Annotated in this window: 15 protein-coding genes and 1 pseudogene; 15 read left to right on the top strand and 1 reads right to left on the bottom strand. The window is 68.5% G+C overall.

The genetic code is table 11. From position 1 onward, the window contains the following. Positions 1–276 (top strand): annotated as a pseudogene (locus D183_RS0101635) (alpha/beta hydrolase); the annotation flags it as partial. An 84-nt stretch (positions 277–360) separates the two neighbouring features. Here D183_RS0101635 and D183_RS0101640 read toward each other — a convergent pair. Further along, positions 361–1,257 (bottom strand): hypothetical protein, encoded by an 897-nt coding sequence (locus D183_RS0101640; RefSeq protein ID WP_017907442.1) that lies wholly within the window; start codon positions 1,255–1,257, stop codon positions 361–363. 283 nt (positions 1,258–1,540) lie between these two features. Between D183_RS0101640 and D183_RS0101645 the strand changes: the two genes are divergently transcribed. The 14 genes from D183_RS0101645 (at position 1,541) to queC (ending at position 14,089) form a co-directional block, all read left to right on the top strand. After that, positions 1,541–2,275 (top strand): YebC/PmpR family DNA-binding transcriptional regulator, encoded by a 735-nt coding sequence (locus D183_RS0101645; RefSeq protein WP_010344319.1) that lies wholly within the window; start codon positions 1,541–1,543, stop codon positions 2,273–2,275. Between the two features lie 82 nt (positions 2,276–2,357). Then, the gene (ruvC, locus tag D183_RS0101650; protein WP_226975086.1) at positions 2,358–2,954 is read left to right on the top strand and encodes a crossover junction endodeoxyribonuclease RuvC; all 597 of its coding nucleotides are present in this window, start codon (positions 2,358–2,360) and stop codon (positions 2,952–2,954) included. Positions 2,955–3,078: 124 nt separating this feature from the next. Next, on the top strand, positions 3,079–3,663 hold the full coding sequence (ruvA, locus tag D183_RS0101655; RefSeq protein ID WP_017907444.1) for a Holliday junction branch migration protein RuvA: 585 nt from the start codon (positions 3,079–3,081) through the stop codon (positions 3,661–3,663). Between the two features lie 58 nt (positions 3,664–3,721). After that, on the top strand, positions 3,722–5,635 hold the full coding sequence (locus D183_RS0101660) for a potassium transporter Kup (protein WP_017907445.1): 1,914 nt from the start codon (positions 3,722–3,724) through the stop codon (positions 5,633–5,635). A gap of 182 nt (positions 5,636–5,817) precedes the next feature. Continuing rightward, complete coding sequence (gene ruvB, locus D183_RS0101665) at positions 5,818–6,855, top strand: Holliday junction branch migration DNA helicase RuvB (RefSeq protein ID WP_017907446.1); 1,038 nt, start codon at positions 5,818–5,820, stop codon at positions 6,853–6,855. Positions 6,856–6,894: 39 nt separating this feature from the next. Next, the gene (ybgC, locus tag D183_RS0101670) at positions 6,895–7,368 is read left to right on the top strand and encodes a tol-pal system-associated acyl-CoA thioesterase (protein WP_039725849.1); all 474 of its coding nucleotides are present in this window, start codon (positions 6,895–6,897) and stop codon (positions 7,366–7,368) included. Next, the gene (gene tolQ, locus D183_RS0101675; RefSeq protein WP_017907448.1) at positions 7,365–8,141 is read left to right on the top strand and encodes a protein TolQ; all 777 of its coding nucleotides are present in this window, start codon (positions 7,365–7,367) and stop codon (positions 8,139–8,141) included. Before ybgC ends, tolQ begins: the two co-directional genes overlap by 4 nt. A 37-nt stretch (positions 8,142–8,178) precedes the next feature. Further along, positions 8,179–8,616, top strand: a complete 438-nt coding sequence (tolR, locus tag D183_RS0101680; protein WP_017907449.1) for a protein TolR — start codon at positions 8,179–8,181, stop codon at positions 8,614–8,616. After that, entirely contained in the window at positions 8,606–9,607 is a 1,002-nt protein-coding gene (tolA, locus tag D183_RS0101685; RefSeq protein WP_017907450.1) for a cell envelope integrity protein TolA, read from the top strand. Before tolR ends, tolA begins: the two co-directional genes overlap by 11 nt. A 169-nt stretch (positions 9,608–9,776) precedes the next feature. After that, entirely contained in the window at positions 9,777–11,096 is a 1,320-nt protein-coding gene (gene tolB / locus D183_RS0101690; protein WP_010344310.1) for a Tol-Pal system beta propeller repeat protein TolB, read from the top strand. A gap of 68 nt (positions 11,097–11,164) precedes the next feature. Then, positions 11,165–11,683: a peptidoglycan-associated lipoprotein Pal gene (gene pal, locus D183_RS0101695; protein WP_010344309.1), complete on the top strand. Its 519-nt coding sequence runs from the start codon at positions 11,165–11,167 to the stop codon at positions 11,681–11,683. Positions 11,684–11,689: 6 nt separating this feature from the next. Continuing rightward, a complete protein-coding gene (gene ybgF / locus D183_RS0101700; RefSeq protein ID WP_026144099.1) occupies positions 11,690–12,517 on the top strand; it encodes a tol-pal system protein YbgF in 828 nt (275 codons plus the stop codon). A gap of 46 nt (positions 12,518–12,563) precedes the next feature. After that, positions 12,564–13,241 (top strand): 7-carboxy-7-deazaguanine synthase QueE, encoded by a 678-nt coding sequence (gene queE / locus D183_RS0101705; protein WP_017907452.1) that lies wholly within the window; start codon positions 12,564–12,566, stop codon positions 13,239–13,241. A 182-nt stretch (positions 13,242–13,423) separates the two neighbouring features. Next, positions 13,424–14,089 (top strand): 7-cyano-7-deazaguanine synthase QueC, encoded by a 666-nt coding sequence (gene queC / locus D183_RS0101710; RefSeq protein ID WP_026143259.1) that lies wholly within the window; start codon positions 13,424–13,426, stop codon positions 14,087–14,089. The last annotated feature ends 127 nt before the right edge of the window (positions 14,090–14,216 follow it).

The raw sequence follows: 14,216 nt of genomic DNA on the forward strand, positions 1-14,216 counted from the left end.
CTGGGCCGCAGCGCGGCGCTGTTGCAGCAGGGTGTGGCGCGCTGGGAGGGGCCGGCCGAGGTCGGCATGGTCGCCGGCACCGTGGCGCGCGGGCTGGGCGCACGCTTTGTCGCGCTGGGGCCGGAGTCCGACGGCAGCGTGGCCCTGGCCGAGACCCGCGTGCCCGGCCTGGGCGATCACTGCCAGGTCCGAGCCAGCCACAGCGGCCTGCTGTTCTCGGCGCAGGCCGCGCGGCAGACCGCCGCGTTCCTGCGCGACGGCCGCTTCGCCGCCTGAGCCGGTCGCCAGACATCGAGCGTCCGGCGCCGCGTCGCGGTGTCCGCCCGATCGCCTTGGTGCCGGCACAGGCGATGCCGCCGCTTACGGCGTCACGAAGGTCTTCAACCAGTCCAGCGTGGGGTTGAGCGCCCAGGCGGCGGTGCCGCTGCGGTAGTTGCCGTCGACCAGCACGCCCGTGCACTGGGTGCCTGGATAGCCGCCGAAGCCCATGAAGCAGTGGTCGGCGTAGAGGTCCTGCACCTCCCGGTCCTTGACGACGTACCAGCCGCTGCCGTTGCTGCGGAAGCACGACTGTTGCCCGTCGCAGCGCAGGCCGGTGACCAGTTGCGCCTGGGTGCGGGCGACGTTCTCGGTGCCGCCGACGAACATGTCGCGCTCGCCGTTGATGATGCGCAGGCGATCGGACGGCAGGCTGTGGTTGCCGTCGGCGATGCAGGAGGCCAGGTTGTAGTAGGCGGTGTAGGTCGTGCCGGTGCCCTGGCCGAACGAGGCGGCGACCCGGGGATCGTAGTCGTGCGCCAGCACCGAGATGATCGAGCCCTGGCTGAGCCCGCCGGTCACCACGCCCTTGGAGCAATCGGCCTTGTCGCGGGCGCAGAGCTGGGCGATGGCGCTGTTGATGTTCTGCGCGTCGAAGATGGCCTTGGCGCGGTTGCCGATGACGCCGCAGCTGCCGAAGCTGGCGTTGTCGTACTCCACCGAGGCCGCCACGAAGCCCTTGGCCGCGGCGGCATTCACCGCGGCCATCGCCCAGTTGCTCTGGTAGTTCTCGCCGGTCCCGCCGATATGCACGTAGACCGGGTACTTGCCCGTCGCGCGGGGTTCCTGGCCGCTGATCGCATAGGTGGTGACGCCGGCGTTGTAGCGGCCCCGGAAGGCATCGGTCTGGGCGCTGGCCAGGCCCGGGGCGGCAAGGGCGAGCAGGCCCAGGCAGCGCAGGGCCAGCGACAGGAACGGGGCGGGGGTGGTGCGGGACATGAGGGATCTCCTTTCGGTGCGATGGAAAGCGGGCGCGACTTACGCGTTCAGCCTCCAGGTGGGGCGTGACAGTTCTGGCAGCGATGTGGCGCGCATGGGTAGACAGTCCGCCAAGGTTCGACCGGCAGCACGGGCCGGTGCGCGCTGGAGTGGGCGCCGGCCGGGGAACGGGCGGCATGCGCCGGTCGCACGCGCGGTCGGTCGTCGGCGCGGCCGGGCCGCGGGATGTGCGCGGCATCAGGTAAAATCCGCGTCTTGTCCTTACAACTGTCCGGAACGCCCCATGGGTAGAGGCCCCTCGATCGAAGCCCGCAAGAACGCATCCGATGCGAAGCGCGGCAAGATTTTCACCAAGATCATCCGCGAGATCGGCGTCGCCGCGCGCGCCGGCGGCGGCGATCCGTCCAACAACCCGCGGCTGCGCGTGGCGATGGACAAGGGGCTGGCCTCCAACATGTCCAAGGACGTGATCGAGCGCGCGATCAAGAAGGCCACCGGCGAACTGGAAGGCGTGGAGTACGAGGAAGTGCGCTACGAGGGCTACGCCCCGGGCGGGGTGGCGGTGATCGTGGACTGCCTGACCGACAACCGCGTGCGTACCGTGGCCGACGTGCGCCATGCCTTCAGCAAGTGCGGCGGCAACATGGGCACCGACGGCTCGGTGGCCTTCATGTTCAAGCGCCTGGGCGTGCTCAGCTTCGCCGCCGGCGCCGACGAGGAGAAGATCACCGAGGCGGCGATCGAGGCCGGCGCCGACGACATCGTGGTCTACCCCGAGGACGGCGCGATCGACGTGCTGACCGCGCCGGAGGCGTTCCAGGCGGTCAAGGACGCCATGGACGCGGCCGGCCTGGCCGCCGACCACGCCGAAATCACCTTCCGCGCCGACAACGACATCGCCGTGGACGGCGACACCGCGGTGCAGGTGCGCAAGCTGCTGGACATGCTGGAAGACCTGGACGACGTGCAGAACGTCTATTCCAACGTCGACCAGGCCGCGCTGAGTGACGGGGGCTGACACCATGACCGCCGGGGCCCGGGGCCCAAGACCCGGAACCCGGAACGGCGCCGTGCCGGTGCCGGAGGCATCGCCGACGTCGATGGCTGCCACGGGCATCTCTGCCCGCACGGGCGCTGCTTTTACGATTCCCGATTCCCGATTCCCCAATCCCGGCTCTACCCGCATCCTCGGCATCGACCCCGGCTCGCAGCGCACCGGCGTGGGCATCATCGACGTGGACGCGGCTGGCCGTACCCGCCACGTGCACCACGCGCCGCTGGTACTGCTCGGCGAGGGCGACTTCGCGCTGCGGCTCAAGCGCCTGCTGCACGGACTGGACGCGCTCATCGAGGAGTACCGGCCGCAGGAAGTGGCGATCGAGCGCGTGTTCATGGGCAAGAGCGCCGACGCGGCACTGAAGCTCGGCCATGCCCGCGGCGCGGCGATCTGCGCGGCGGTGCTGCGCGAACTGCCGGTGCACGAGTACGCGGCCAAGGAGATCAAGCTCGCCGTGGTCGGAAAGGGCGCGGCGGAGAAGCAGCAGGTGCAACACATGGTCGGTCTCATGCTGAGCCTGACCGGCAAACTTCAGGCCGACGCCGCCGACGCACTGGCCGTCGCCATCACCCATGCCCACGTGCGCGCCACCGCGCAGCGCCTGGGCGTCAGCACGCAGCAGGCTTGGAGTAGAAAATGAGTGGAGCTGGGATTCGGGATTCGGGATTGGGGATTGGCAACAGCCGCGCGCGTGCGCGCCGGCCCCGCTTTGGCGAATCCCCAATCCCCAATCCCCAATCCCGGCGCCTCCAAGGAGGCGCCCAATGATCGGCCGTCTGCGCGGGATCCTGGCCTACAAGCAGCCGCCGTGGCTGGTGATCGACGTGGGTGGGGTGGGGTATGAGCTGGAGGCGCCGATGAGCACCTTCTACGACCTGCCCGACGTCGGTCGCGACGTCATCCTGTTCACCCACTATGCGCAGAAGGAGGACAGCGTGTCGCTGTACGGCTTCCTGCGCGAGGGCGAGCGGCGGCTGTTCCGGGACGTGCAGCGGGTCAGCGGGATCGGCGCGAAGATCGCGCTGGCGGTGTTGTCCGGGGTCAGCGTCGACGAGTTCGCGCGGCTGATTACCGCCGCCGACGTCACCGCGCTGACCCGCATCCCCGGCATCGGCAAGAAGACCGCCGAGCGCATGGTGGTGGAGCTGCGCGACCGCGCGGCCGACTTCAGCGGCGGCGCGCCGATCACCGGGCAACTGGGCACCGACGCGGTCTCCGAGGCCACGGTGGCGCTGCAGCAACTCGGCTACAAGCCGGCCGAGGCGGCGAAGATGGCGCGCGACGCCGCCGCCGACGGCGACGAGGTCGCCACGGTGATCCGCAAGGCCCTGCAGGCGGCGCTGCGCTGACCTCGGGTCGGCTCGGCTTCCCGTTCTTTCTTCACGTTCTGGCGCTACTCTTCCCACCATGTCCAGCTCCTCCAGTTCCGCCGCCCGCCCGGGCAGCCACGATCCGCACGCCAAGACGGGCTTTGGGGTGATGCTGACCGCCATCGGCGTGGTCTTCGGCGACATCGGCACCAGTCCGCTGTACACGCTCAAGGAAGCGTTCTCGCCGCACTACGGGCTGACCCCGGACCACGACACCGTGCTGGGCATCCTGTCGCTGGTGTTCTGGGCGCTGATGCTGGTGGTCACGGTCAAGTACGTCACCGTGATCATGCGCGCCGACAACGACGGCGAGGGCGGCATCATGGCGCTGACCGCGCTGGCGCAGCGGACCCTGCCGGGCGGCTCGCGCTCGATGTACGTGGTCGGCATCCTCGGCATCTTCGGCGCCTCGCTGTTCTTCGGCGACGGCGTGATCACCCCGGCCATCTCGGTGCTGTCGGCGGTGGAAGGCCTGGAGGTGGCCGCGCCCAAACTGGAGCCGTTCGTGGTGCCGATCACCCTGGTGGTGCTGGGCATGCTGTTCATGGCCCAGCGCTACGGCACCGAGCGGGTGGGCAAGGCGTTCGGGCCGATCACCCTGGTCTGGTTCGTGGCGCTGGGCGCGATCGGCGTCTACAACATGACGCGCGCACCGGAAGTGCTGCATGCGCTGAACCCGTGGTGGGGCGTGCGCTTCTTCGCCGAACACAACTGGCATGCGGTGTTCGTGCTCGGCGCCGTGGTGCTGGCGGTGACCGGCGGCGAGGCGCTGTACGCGGACATGGGCCATTTCGGCGCCAAGGCGATCCGCCGCTCGTGGCAGTGCGTGGTGCTGCCGATGCTGACCCTGACCTACCTGGGGCAGGGCGCGCTGGTGCTGCGCGACCCGGCCGCGGTCAGCAATCCGTTCTACGAGGCGGTGCCGGAGTGGGCGCTGTACCCGATGATCGTGCTGGCCACCGCGGCCACGGTGATCGCCTCGCAGGCGCTGATCACCGGCGCCTACTCGGTGGCCAGCCAGGCCATGCAGCTGGGCTACATCCCGCGCATGCACATCCGCCACACCTCGCACTCCACGATCGGCCAGATCTACGTGCCAGCGGTGAACTGGTGCCTGCTGGCGCTGGTGGTGGTGGCGGTGATCGGCTTCGGCGACTCGACCTCGCTGGCCACCGCCTACGGCGTCTCGGTCACCGGCACCATGCTGATCACCACCGTGCTGATGGTCATCTACGCGCGCGCCAACCCGCGCGTGCCGGCGCCGCTGCTGTGGCTGTTCGCCCTGGTGTTCCTGGCGGTGGACTGCGCGTTCTTCTACGCCAACATCATCAAGTTCCTGGACGGCGCCTGGTTCCCGCTGCTGCTGGGCCTGATCCTGTTCACCCTGATGCGTACCTGGCGCCGCGGCCGCAAGCTGCTGCACGACGAGATCCGCAAGGACGGCATCAAGCTCGACACCTTCCTGCCCGGGCTGATGCTGGCGCCGCCGGTGCGCGTGCCCGGCACCGCGGTGTTCCTGACCGCCGACCCGATGGTGGTGCCGCACGCGCTGATGCATAACCTCAAGCACAACAAGGTGCTGCACGAGCGCAACGTGTTCCTGACCGTGGAGACCTTGCAGGTGCCGTACGCGGCGGCCGGGCAGCGGTTGAAGATCGACGCGATCGGCGACGAGTTCTACCGGGTCTACGTGCGCTTCGGCTTCATGGAGACCCCGGACGTGCCGCTGGCGCTGATGCGCTCCTGCGACCAGGGCGGGATCTACTTCGACCCCATGGACACCACCTATTTCGCCAGCCGCGAGACCATCGTGGCCAGCGCCAACCGCGGCATGCCGATCTGGCGCGACAAGCTGTTCGCGGTCATGCACCGCAACGCCGCCCCCGCCACCGGCTTCTTCCGCATCCCCGGCAACCGCCTGGTGGAACTGGGCGCGCAGGTGGAGATCTGAGGCCGCGACGGTGTCGCGGCCTTGGGAATGGGGAGGCGGGAATGGGGAACAGGGAAAGGCAACTGCCGCGGCGTCTGGCCTGAAACCAGGCGGCGACCATCAAAGTAAGCGCCAGCCGTGCCGCCAACCGCTACTATTGTCCGCTCGATTCCCCATTCCCGATTCCCCAATCCCGGCTTTCCATGGACCGCATCATCGCCAGCAGCGCCACCCGCGAGGATGACGCGGCCGAGGCCAGCATCCGCCCCAAGCGGCTGGACGACTATCTCGGCCAGCAGCCGGTGCGCGAGCAGCTGTCGATCTACATCGAGGCGGCCAAGGCGCGCGGGGAGGCGATGGACCATGTGCTGATCTTCGGGCCGCCGGGCCTGGGCAAGACTACGCTGAGCCACGTCATCGCCAACGAGCTGGGGGTCAACCTGCGGGTCACCTCCGGCCCGGTGATCGAGAAAGCCGGCGACCTGGCCGCGCTGCTGACCAACCTGCAGCCGCACGACGTGCTGTTCATCGACGAGATCCACCGCCTGTCGCCGGTGGTCGAGGAAGTGCTGTACCCGGCGATGGAAGACTTCCAGATCGACATCATGATCGGCGAGGGCCCGGCCGCGCGCTCGATCAAGATCGATCTGCCGCCGTTCACGCTGATCGGCGCCACCACCCGTGCCGGCCTGCTGACCGCGCCCTTGCGCGACCGCTTCGGCATCGTCCAGCGCCTGGCCTTCTACACCCCGGACGAACTGGCGCAGATCGTGCGCCGCTCCGCCAGCATCCTCGGCATCGCCTGCAACGCCGACGGCTGCGCCGAGATCGCGCGCCGCGCGCGCGGCACCCCGCGCATCGCCAACCGCCTGCTGCGGCGGGTTCGCGACTTCGCACAGGTCCGCGCCGGCGGGCAGATCGACCTGGCCGTGGCGCAGGCCGCCACGCAGATGCTCAAGGTCGACGCCGAGGGCTTCGACGAGCTGGACCGGCGCATGCTGCGCACCATCATCGAGTACTTCGACGGCGGCCCGGTCGGCGTCGAGTCGCTGGCCGCCTCGCTGTCGGAGGAACGCGGCACCCTGGAGGACGTGATCGAGCCTTACCTGATCCAGCAGGGCTACCTGATCCGCACCGCCCGCGGCCGCATGGCCACCAACAAGGCCTATCTGCACTTGGGCTTGCAGCCCAAGCACCGGGAATTGGGAATCGGGAGTGGGGAATCGGGGGCGCTGTTCTAGGATGTTCTGGTTACCCAGCTATCGACAGGAGCGCCGCTCTTGACTGCCGATTCCCCATTCCCCGTTCCCGATTCCCGGCTATTCAGTTGGCCGACACGCGTCTACTGGGAAGATACCGACGCCGGTGGCGTGGTCTACCACGCGCGCTACGTGGCCTTCCTGGAGCGGGCGCGCACGGAGTGGTTGCGGGCGCTGGGGTATGGTCAGGAGCGTCTGCGCCTGCAACACGATCTGGTGTTCGCGGTGCGCGCGATGCAGCTCGACTTCCTGCGCCCGGCACGCCTGGACGATTCCCTGCAGGTCGGCGTCGCGCTGTCGCAATGCAAGCGCGCCAGCCTGGTGTTCGCGCAGTCGATCCGCCGCGACGACGGGGAGCTGCTGTTGCGCGCGCAGGTGCGGGTGGCCGCGCTCAGCGCCGGCAGCTTCCGCCCGCGCGGCATGGACGACGCGCTGCACGATGCATTGAAAGTTCTTGAAATCACTGAAGCCGAATTACTGAGGAACGACGGATGATCGCATTGCTCCTGGCCCTGCAGGACACGGTGGTGGAGGCGCTGCCGCAGGACGTGACCCAGACCGCCACCCAGGCCGTCGCCAGCACCGCCGCCCATGGCGGCATCAACTACCTGGACCTGATGGTCAAGGCCAGCCTGCCGGTCAAGGTGATCGTGCTGCTGCTGCTGCTCGGCTCGCTGATCAGCTGGGTCATCATCTTCCGCAAGGGCAAGGTGTTCAAGGACGCCAACCGCGAGGCCGACGACTTCGAGAACCGCTTCTGGTCCGGCACCGACCTGAGCAAGCTCTACGCCGGCGCCACCGACCGCAACCGCGTGGTCGGCGGACTGGAGGCGATCTTCGAGGCCGGTTTCCGCGAGTTCACCCGCCTGCGCGACAAGCGCCGGCTCGATGCGCGCATCCAGCTGGAAGGCGCGCAGCGGGCGATGCGCGCGACCTACGCGCGCGAGGTCGACCGCCTGGAGCGCAACCTGGAACTGCTCGCCAACATCGGCTCCACCGCCCCGTACGTGGGCCTGGTCGGCACCGTGTTCGGCATCATGGTGACCATGCACGACATGATCAACAGCGGCCAGCAGGCGGGCATCGCCGCGGTCGCGCCGGGCATCTCCGAGGCGCTGTTCGCCACCGCCATCGGCCTGTTCGTGGCGATCCCGGCGGTGTGGGCCTACAACCGCTTCACCACCCGGGTCGAGCGCCTGGCCGTGCGCTTCGAGACCTTCTCCGAAGAGTTCAGCTCCATCCTGCAGCGCCAGGCCAGCGGCGACTGAGCGTCGCCCGCCTGTCCACGACTCCCAGGATTCCCGCATGACTGCCGCCATTTCCCGCCGCAAGCGCCGCAAGCTCAAGTCCGAGATCAACGTCGTGCCGTACATCGACGTGATGCTGGTGCTGCTGATCATCTTCATGGTCACCGCGCCCTTGCTCAGCCTGAGCGTGGACGTGGACCTGCCCGATTCCACCGCGCGCTCGGTGGAGAGCAAGAAGGATCCGGTGATCGTCACCGTCGACGCCGAAGGCCGCTATACCCTGACCCTGCAGGACGGCAAGCCGGAGAAGATCGCCGCGCCGGAGCTGAAGGCGAAGATCCAGGCCTTCGTCGGCCAGAACAAGGACGTGCCGGTGTTCGTTGCCGCGCCCGGCACCTCGAACTACCAACTGGTCATGGACACCATGGTCATGCTGCAGCAGGCCGGGGTGCCCAAGGTCGGCCTGATGAGTCAGCCCGGAAACAATGCACGCTGAAGCCGAAAACCGACCGCCGCTGGCCAGGGGCGACAACGACGGCCTGATGTACGGCATCGCGCTGGCGGTGGGCGTGCACGTGCTGATCGCGCTGCTGTTCTTCCTGGCCTGGTGGTGGTCGCCGGTGCGCCAGGTCGAACCCGCCGCCGGTTCGCCGATGGTCGAGGCCTCGCTGGTGGTCTCGGCCGCCGACGTGCGCTCGGCGCAGAAAGCGGTGAAGGACGCGCCCAAGCCCTTGCCCGAGCCGCTGCCCGAACCGGTCAAGGACGTCGCCGAAGAAGACACGGTGCCGCCGCCGCAGCCGCTGCCCACGCCCAAGCCGCAGCAGGCGCCGACCCCGCAGCAGCAGAAGGCGCAGGACTTCGTCCCGGTGCCCGACAAGGTCGACCAGGACCGCGCCACCCGCACCGCGATCTCCCAGGAAAAGGAGAAGCAGGAGCAGGAGGCCAAGCGCCGCCAGGAACAGATCGACCTGACCGAGCAGAAGCGTCAGCAGGAGGCCGAGCAGAAGCAACGCCTGGCCGCGCAGCAGGAAGAGGAGCGGCAGAAGAAGATCGCGGACATCCGCAAGCAGCGCGAGAAGCTGGAGCGCGAGGCCCAACTGGCGCAGCAGAAGCTGCAGCAGATCGCCGACCTGAACGCCAAGAAGGCGTCGGCGGCCGCGGCCACCACGCCGCAGCAGGCGCCGGGCCAGAACGGCACCAATACCGACCTGCAGGCCAAGTACGCCGCCGCGATCCAGCAGGCGGTGCTGAGCCAGTGGGTGCGCCCGGACTCGGTGCCGCTGGGGCAGAAGTGCAAGATCTCGATCACCCAGATCCCAGGTGGCCAGGTCATGCAGGCCAAGGTCAGCCCCGACTGTCCCTACGACGAGGCCGGTCGCCGCTCGATCGAAGCCGCGGTGCTGCGCGCCCAGCCGTTGCCCTACCGTGGCTTCGAGACCGTGTTCGCGCGCAACCTGACCTTCAACTTCACCGCCCAGGACCAATGACCCCGGCGGCTGGCGCCGCATCGCGCGCGCCCGCCATCCACCCGACATGCGATGGGCGATAATGTGCCGCGTCCTGCCATCGGCTTCACACGGCGATGGTTCATGATTGCGAATACGTTCACCCGCGCATTGCTATCTCTTGCGCCTTTCCGATCCTGCTGAGCGACCCATGAAGAAACTGCCGCGCTGGCTTGCCGTTCTCACCGCCCTGTTGCTGCCTCTCGCCGCGTCCGCGCAGGACAAGGGCCTGGAAATCGACATCGTCGGCGGCAATGCCTCGGCGACCCCGATCACCGTCGTGCCGATGCCGTACCAGGGATCGGCGACCCCGCCGAGCACCGACGTCGCCGCGGTGGTTCGCGCCGACCTGGATCGCTCCGGCCAGTTCCGCAATCTGCCCGAATCGCAGATCGTGGAGCGTCCGACCCGCGGCAGCGAGGTGCAGTTCGCCACCTGGCGTGCGCTCAAGCAAAGCTACCTGGTCGTCGGCCGGGTGATGGACGCCGGCGAAGGCGCCTATCGCGTCGAGTACGAACTGTTCGACGTGGGCAAGGGCGAGCGCATGCTCGGCCTGGCCATGACCGCCCGCGCCAACGCCATGCGCGACGTCGCCCACCAGATGGCCGATGCCATCTACGAGAAGATCACCGGCGTGCGCGGCGCGTTCTGGACCCGTATCGCCTACGTCACCGCCAGCGGCAAGGGCGGGGCGATGCGCTATGCGCTGATGGTGGCCGACTCCGACGGCTACAACCCGCAGACCATCGTCCGCTCGGCCGAGCCGCTGCTGTCGCCGAACTGGAGCCCGGACGGCAAGAAGCTGGCCTACGTGAGCTTCGAGCGCGGCAACTCGTCGATCTACATCCAGGACATCGCCACCGGTGCGCGCCAGCTGGTGTCCAGCTTCCGCGGCATCAACGGCGCCCCGTCGTTCTCGCCGGACGGCAAGAAGCTGGCGCTGGCGCTGTCGCGCAGCGGCAACCCGGAGATCTACGTGATGGACCTGGGCAGCAAGCAGCTGACCCAGCTGACCAACCACTTCGGCATCGACACCGAGCCGACCTGGGCGCCGGACGGCAACAGCATCTACTTCACCTCCGACCGCAGCGGCCGCCCGCAGATCTACCAGGTGCCGGCCACCGGCGGCAGCGCCACCCGCATCACCTTCCAGGGCAACTACAACGCAACCCCGAGCGTGTCCTTCGACGGCAACAAGCTGGTCGTGGCCCAGGGCAGCGGCAACACCTACAAGATCGCGATGATGGACCGCAGCCTGGGTTCGCCGCGCTGGAGCACGCTGTCGACCGGTTCGCTGGACGAGTCGCCGAGCTTCGCCCCCAACGCCAGCATGGTGCTGTATGCGGCGCGTGAAGGCGGCCGTGGCGTGCTGTACGCGGTCTCGGCCGATGCCCGCGTGCGGCAGCGCCTGGTGCTTGCCGATGGCGACGTGCGCGAGCCGTCCTGGTCGCCGTATCGCACCGCACGTTGACATGTAAGTTTGGTGTTAATATTTCGCTGTTGAACCCCTCATCGGCCCAGGAGCCACAAGGTATCGCCATGAACAAGACCACCCGCGTTCTGCTTGTTTCGCTGTTGTCCGTTGCAGCTCTGGCCGGCTGCGCCAAGAAGGTCAAGGAACAGCCCCAGACCGACACCACCGGCACCACCGGCACCACCGCCCCGACCGGCCCGTCGACCTCCGGTCTGTACGGCCCGGGCGACCTGGACACCGATTCCTGCCTGCGTCAGCGCGTGGTCTACTTCGACCTGGACAAGGACACCGTGAAGCCGGAGTTCCAGGCGATCATGGCCTGCCACGCCAAGTACCTGCGTGACCGTCCGTCCTCGCGCATCACCCTGCAGGGCAACACCGACGAGCGTGGTTCGCGCGAGTACAACATGGGCCTGGGCGAGCGTCGTGCCAACGCCGTGTCCTCGGCGCTGCAGGCCAACGGTGGCTCGGCTGCGCAGCTGACCGTGGTCAGCTACGGCGAAGAGCGTCCGGTCTGCACCGAGTCGAACGAGTCCTGCTGGTCGCAGAACCGTCGCGTCGAGATCGTCTACACGGCGCAGTAAGAAAAGATGCGTATCGGTGTCCTTACATCGATGATCGTCGCGGCGGCCCTCGTGGCCGCCGCGCCGGCTCATGCGCAGCGCGCAAGCCTGGCCGACCGCGTTTCCGCGCTCGAGCAGCAGGCCATGAATACCCAGGCCAACACCGACATCCTGAACCAGCTCAACCAGCTGCGTACGCAGATGCAGTCGATGGAAGCCACGATCGAACAACTGCAGCACAGCAACGACCAGCTCAAGCAGCAGATCAAGGACCAGTACCTGGACCTGGATGGCCGCGTGGGCCGGCTGGAGAGTGGTGCAGGGGCAGGGGCGACGCCGTCGCTGCCGCCGGCCAATGGCGCCGCACCGGCTGTCGCGCCGGCCGCGCCTGGAGGCAAGCCGTCCGCCGTTGCCGAGCCGCCGCCGTCGGTGCACGGCGACGCCGGCACCCTGGCCGCCGCGGGTGACGAGCGGGCCGCCTACAATGTCGCCTTCGATGCCCTGAAGGCGGGCAAGTACGCCGACTCGGCGAACCTGTTCCAGAACTTCCTGCAGGCCTACCCGAACGGCGTGTATGCGCCGAACGCGCTGTACTGGCTGGGCGAGAGCTACTACGCCACCAAGAACTTCCAGTTGGCCGAGGCCCAGTTCCAGGACCTGATCGGCCGCTATCCGACCCACGACAAGGCGCCGGGCGCGCTGCTCAAGCTGGGCCTGTCCCAGTACGGCGAAGGCCGCGTCCAGGATGCCGAGCAGACCCTGCAGCAGGTCGGCGCGAAGTATCCTGGGTCCGATGCCGCGCGGACCGCGCAGGACCGCCTGCAGTCGATCCGTCTCGGCCAGCAGCTGCGCTGACCCCCTTACGCTGCCGCCGCCGTCGCGGGAGCATCTTTCTCCCGCCATGGCCGCCGTTCCCAGCGATATCGTCCAAAGCCCGCTGCCCCGCCTGAAGCTGACGGAGATCTTCCTGTCGCTGCAGGGCGAAGCCGAGAGCGCCGGCTGGCCGACCGTGTTCGTGCGCCTGACCGGCTGCCCGCTGCGCTGCAGCTACTGCGACACCGCCTACGCCTTCCATGGCGGGCAGTGGTGGGACATCGACGCGATTCTCGAAGAAGTGGCGCGCCACGGCGTGCGCCACGTCTGCGTCACCGGCGGCGAACCGCTGGCGCAGAAGCGCTGCCTGCAGCTGCTGCAGCGCCTCTGCGACGCCGGCTACGACGTGTCGCTGGAGACCTCCGGCGCGCTGGACATCGCCGAGGTCGACCCGCGCGTGTCGCGGGTGCTCGACATCAAGACCCCGGCGTCGCAGGAAGCGCATCGCAACCGCTGGGAGAACCTGCCGCTGCTGACCGCGCGCGACCAGATCAAGTTCGTCCTGTGCGGCCGCGGCGACTACGAATGGGCGAGCGCCGTGGTCGCCGAACACCGGCTGGACACGCGCTGCACCGTCTGGTTCTCCCCGAGCAAGAGCGAACTGACCGCACGCGACCTGGCCGACTGGATCGTCGCCGACCGCCTGCCGGTGCGGTTCCAGATGCAGTTGCACAAGCTGCTGTGGAACGACGAGCCGGGGCGGTAGCTGCGCGCTGGCGCGCAGCTGGGAATCGGGAATGGGGAAACGGGAAGCGGAGAGCGCCGCGCGGCAGGCGTGGCTCTACCTGATCCGCTTTCGCTTCTCGAAGACCTTCGATCTTCCCGGTGCAGCCTGACTGCTACGCTTTTCCCATTCCCGTTTCCCCATTCCCCACTCCCGGCACCCAGATGAAAAACGCCGTCGTCCTTCTTTCCGGTGGCATGGACTCCGCCGTCGTCGTCGCCATCGCCCGTGCGCAGGGGTTCGCGGTGCATGCCTTGAGCGTGCGCTATGGCCAGCGCCATACCTCCGAACTGGATGCGGCCGCGCGCGTTGCCTCGGCGCTGGGCGCGGTGGCACACAAGACCGTCAACGTCGACCTGCGCAGCATCGGCGGCTCCGCGCTGACCGACGACATCGAGGTGCCGGACGCCGGTGGCGACGGCATCCCGGTCACCTATGTGCCGGCGCGCAACACCATCATGCTGTCGGTGGCGCTGGGCTGGGCCGAGGTGCTGGGCGCGGCCGACATCTTCTGCGGGGTTAACGCCGTGGACTATTCCGGCTATCCCGATTGCCGCCCCGAGTTCATCGACGCGTTCCAGACCCTGGCCAACCTGGCGACCAAGGCCGGGGTGGAGGGGGCCGGGCTGCGCGTGCATGCGCCGTTGCAGCACATGAGCAAGGCCGACATCGTGCGCGAAGGCGTGCGCCTGGGCGTGGACTTCGGCCTGACCGTGTCCTGCTACCGCGCCGACGACGCCGGCCGCGCCTGCGGCCACTGCGATGCCTGCCGCCTGCGCGCGGCCGGCTTCGCCGACGCCGGCGTTGCCGACCCGACCCGCTACGCCTGATTTCGCGAAACGCCCCGTGCTGGGGTAGACTACGCGCCCCGGTGCAACGCCGGGGTCTTGTTTTGGGCCGTTAGCTCAGTCGGTAGAGCAGAAGACTTTTAATCTTTTGGTCGATGGTTCGAATCCA

The organism is Xanthomonas sp. SHU 199 (genome assembly GCF_000364665.1).
Taxonomy (GTDB): Bacteria; Pseudomonadota; Gammaproteobacteria; order Xanthomonadales; family Xanthomonadaceae; genus Xanthomonas_A; species Xanthomonas_A sontii.

What these genes read in the sequence shown, in the direction of transcription:
- D183_RS0101640 (WP_017907442.1), bottom strand. Translation starts at nt 1,257, where the DNA reads ATGTCCCGCACCACCCCCGCCCCGTTCCTGTCGCTGGCCCTGCGCTGC.
- D183_RS0101645 (WP_010344319.1), top strand. Translation starts at nt 1,541, where the DNA reads ATGGGTAGAGGCCCCTCGATCGAAGCCCGCAAGAACGCATCCGATGCG.
- ruvC (WP_226975086.1), top strand. Translation starts at nt 2,358, where the DNA reads ATGGCTGCCACGGGCATCTCTGCCCGCACGGGCGCTGCTTTTACGATT.
- ruvA (WP_017907444.1), top strand. Translation starts at nt 3,079, where the DNA reads ATGATCGGCCGTCTGCGCGGGATCCTGGCCTACAAGCAGCCGCCGTGG.
- D183_RS0101660 (WP_017907445.1), top strand. Translation starts at nt 3,722, where the DNA reads ATGTCCAGCTCCTCCAGTTCCGCCGCCCGCCCGGGCAGCCACGATCCG.
- ruvB (WP_017907446.1), top strand. Translation starts at nt 5,818, where the DNA reads ATGGACCGCATCATCGCCAGCAGCGCCACCCGCGAGGATGACGCGGCC.
- tolQ (WP_017907448.1), top strand. Translation starts at nt 7,365, where the DNA reads ATGATCGCATTGCTCCTGGCCCTGCAGGACACGGTGGTGGAGGCGCTG.
- tolR (WP_017907449.1), top strand. Translation starts at nt 8,179, where the DNA reads ATGACTGCCGCCATTTCCCGCCGCAAGCGCCGCAAGCTCAAGTCCGAG.
- tolA (WP_017907450.1), top strand. Translation starts at nt 8,606, where the DNA reads ATGCACGCTGAAGCCGAAAACCGACCGCCGCTGGCCAGGGGCGACAAC.
- tolB (WP_010344310.1), top strand. Translation starts at nt 9,777, where the DNA reads ATGAAGAAACTGCCGCGCTGGCTTGCCGTTCTCACCGCCCTGTTGCTG.
- pal (WP_010344309.1), top strand. Translation starts at nt 11,165, where the DNA reads ATGAACAAGACCACCCGCGTTCTGCTTGTTTCGCTGTTGTCCGTTGCA.
- ybgF (WP_026144099.1), top strand. Translation starts at nt 11,690, where the DNA reads ATGCGTATCGGTGTCCTTACATCGATGATCGTCGCGGCGGCCCTCGTG.
- queE (WP_017907452.1), top strand. Translation starts at nt 12,564, where the DNA reads ATGGCCGCCGTTCCCAGCGATATCGTCCAAAGCCCGCTGCCCCGCCTG.
- queC (WP_026143259.1), top strand. Translation starts at nt 13,424, where the DNA reads ATGAAAAACGCCGTCGTCCTTCTTTCCGGTGGCATGGACTCCGCCGTC.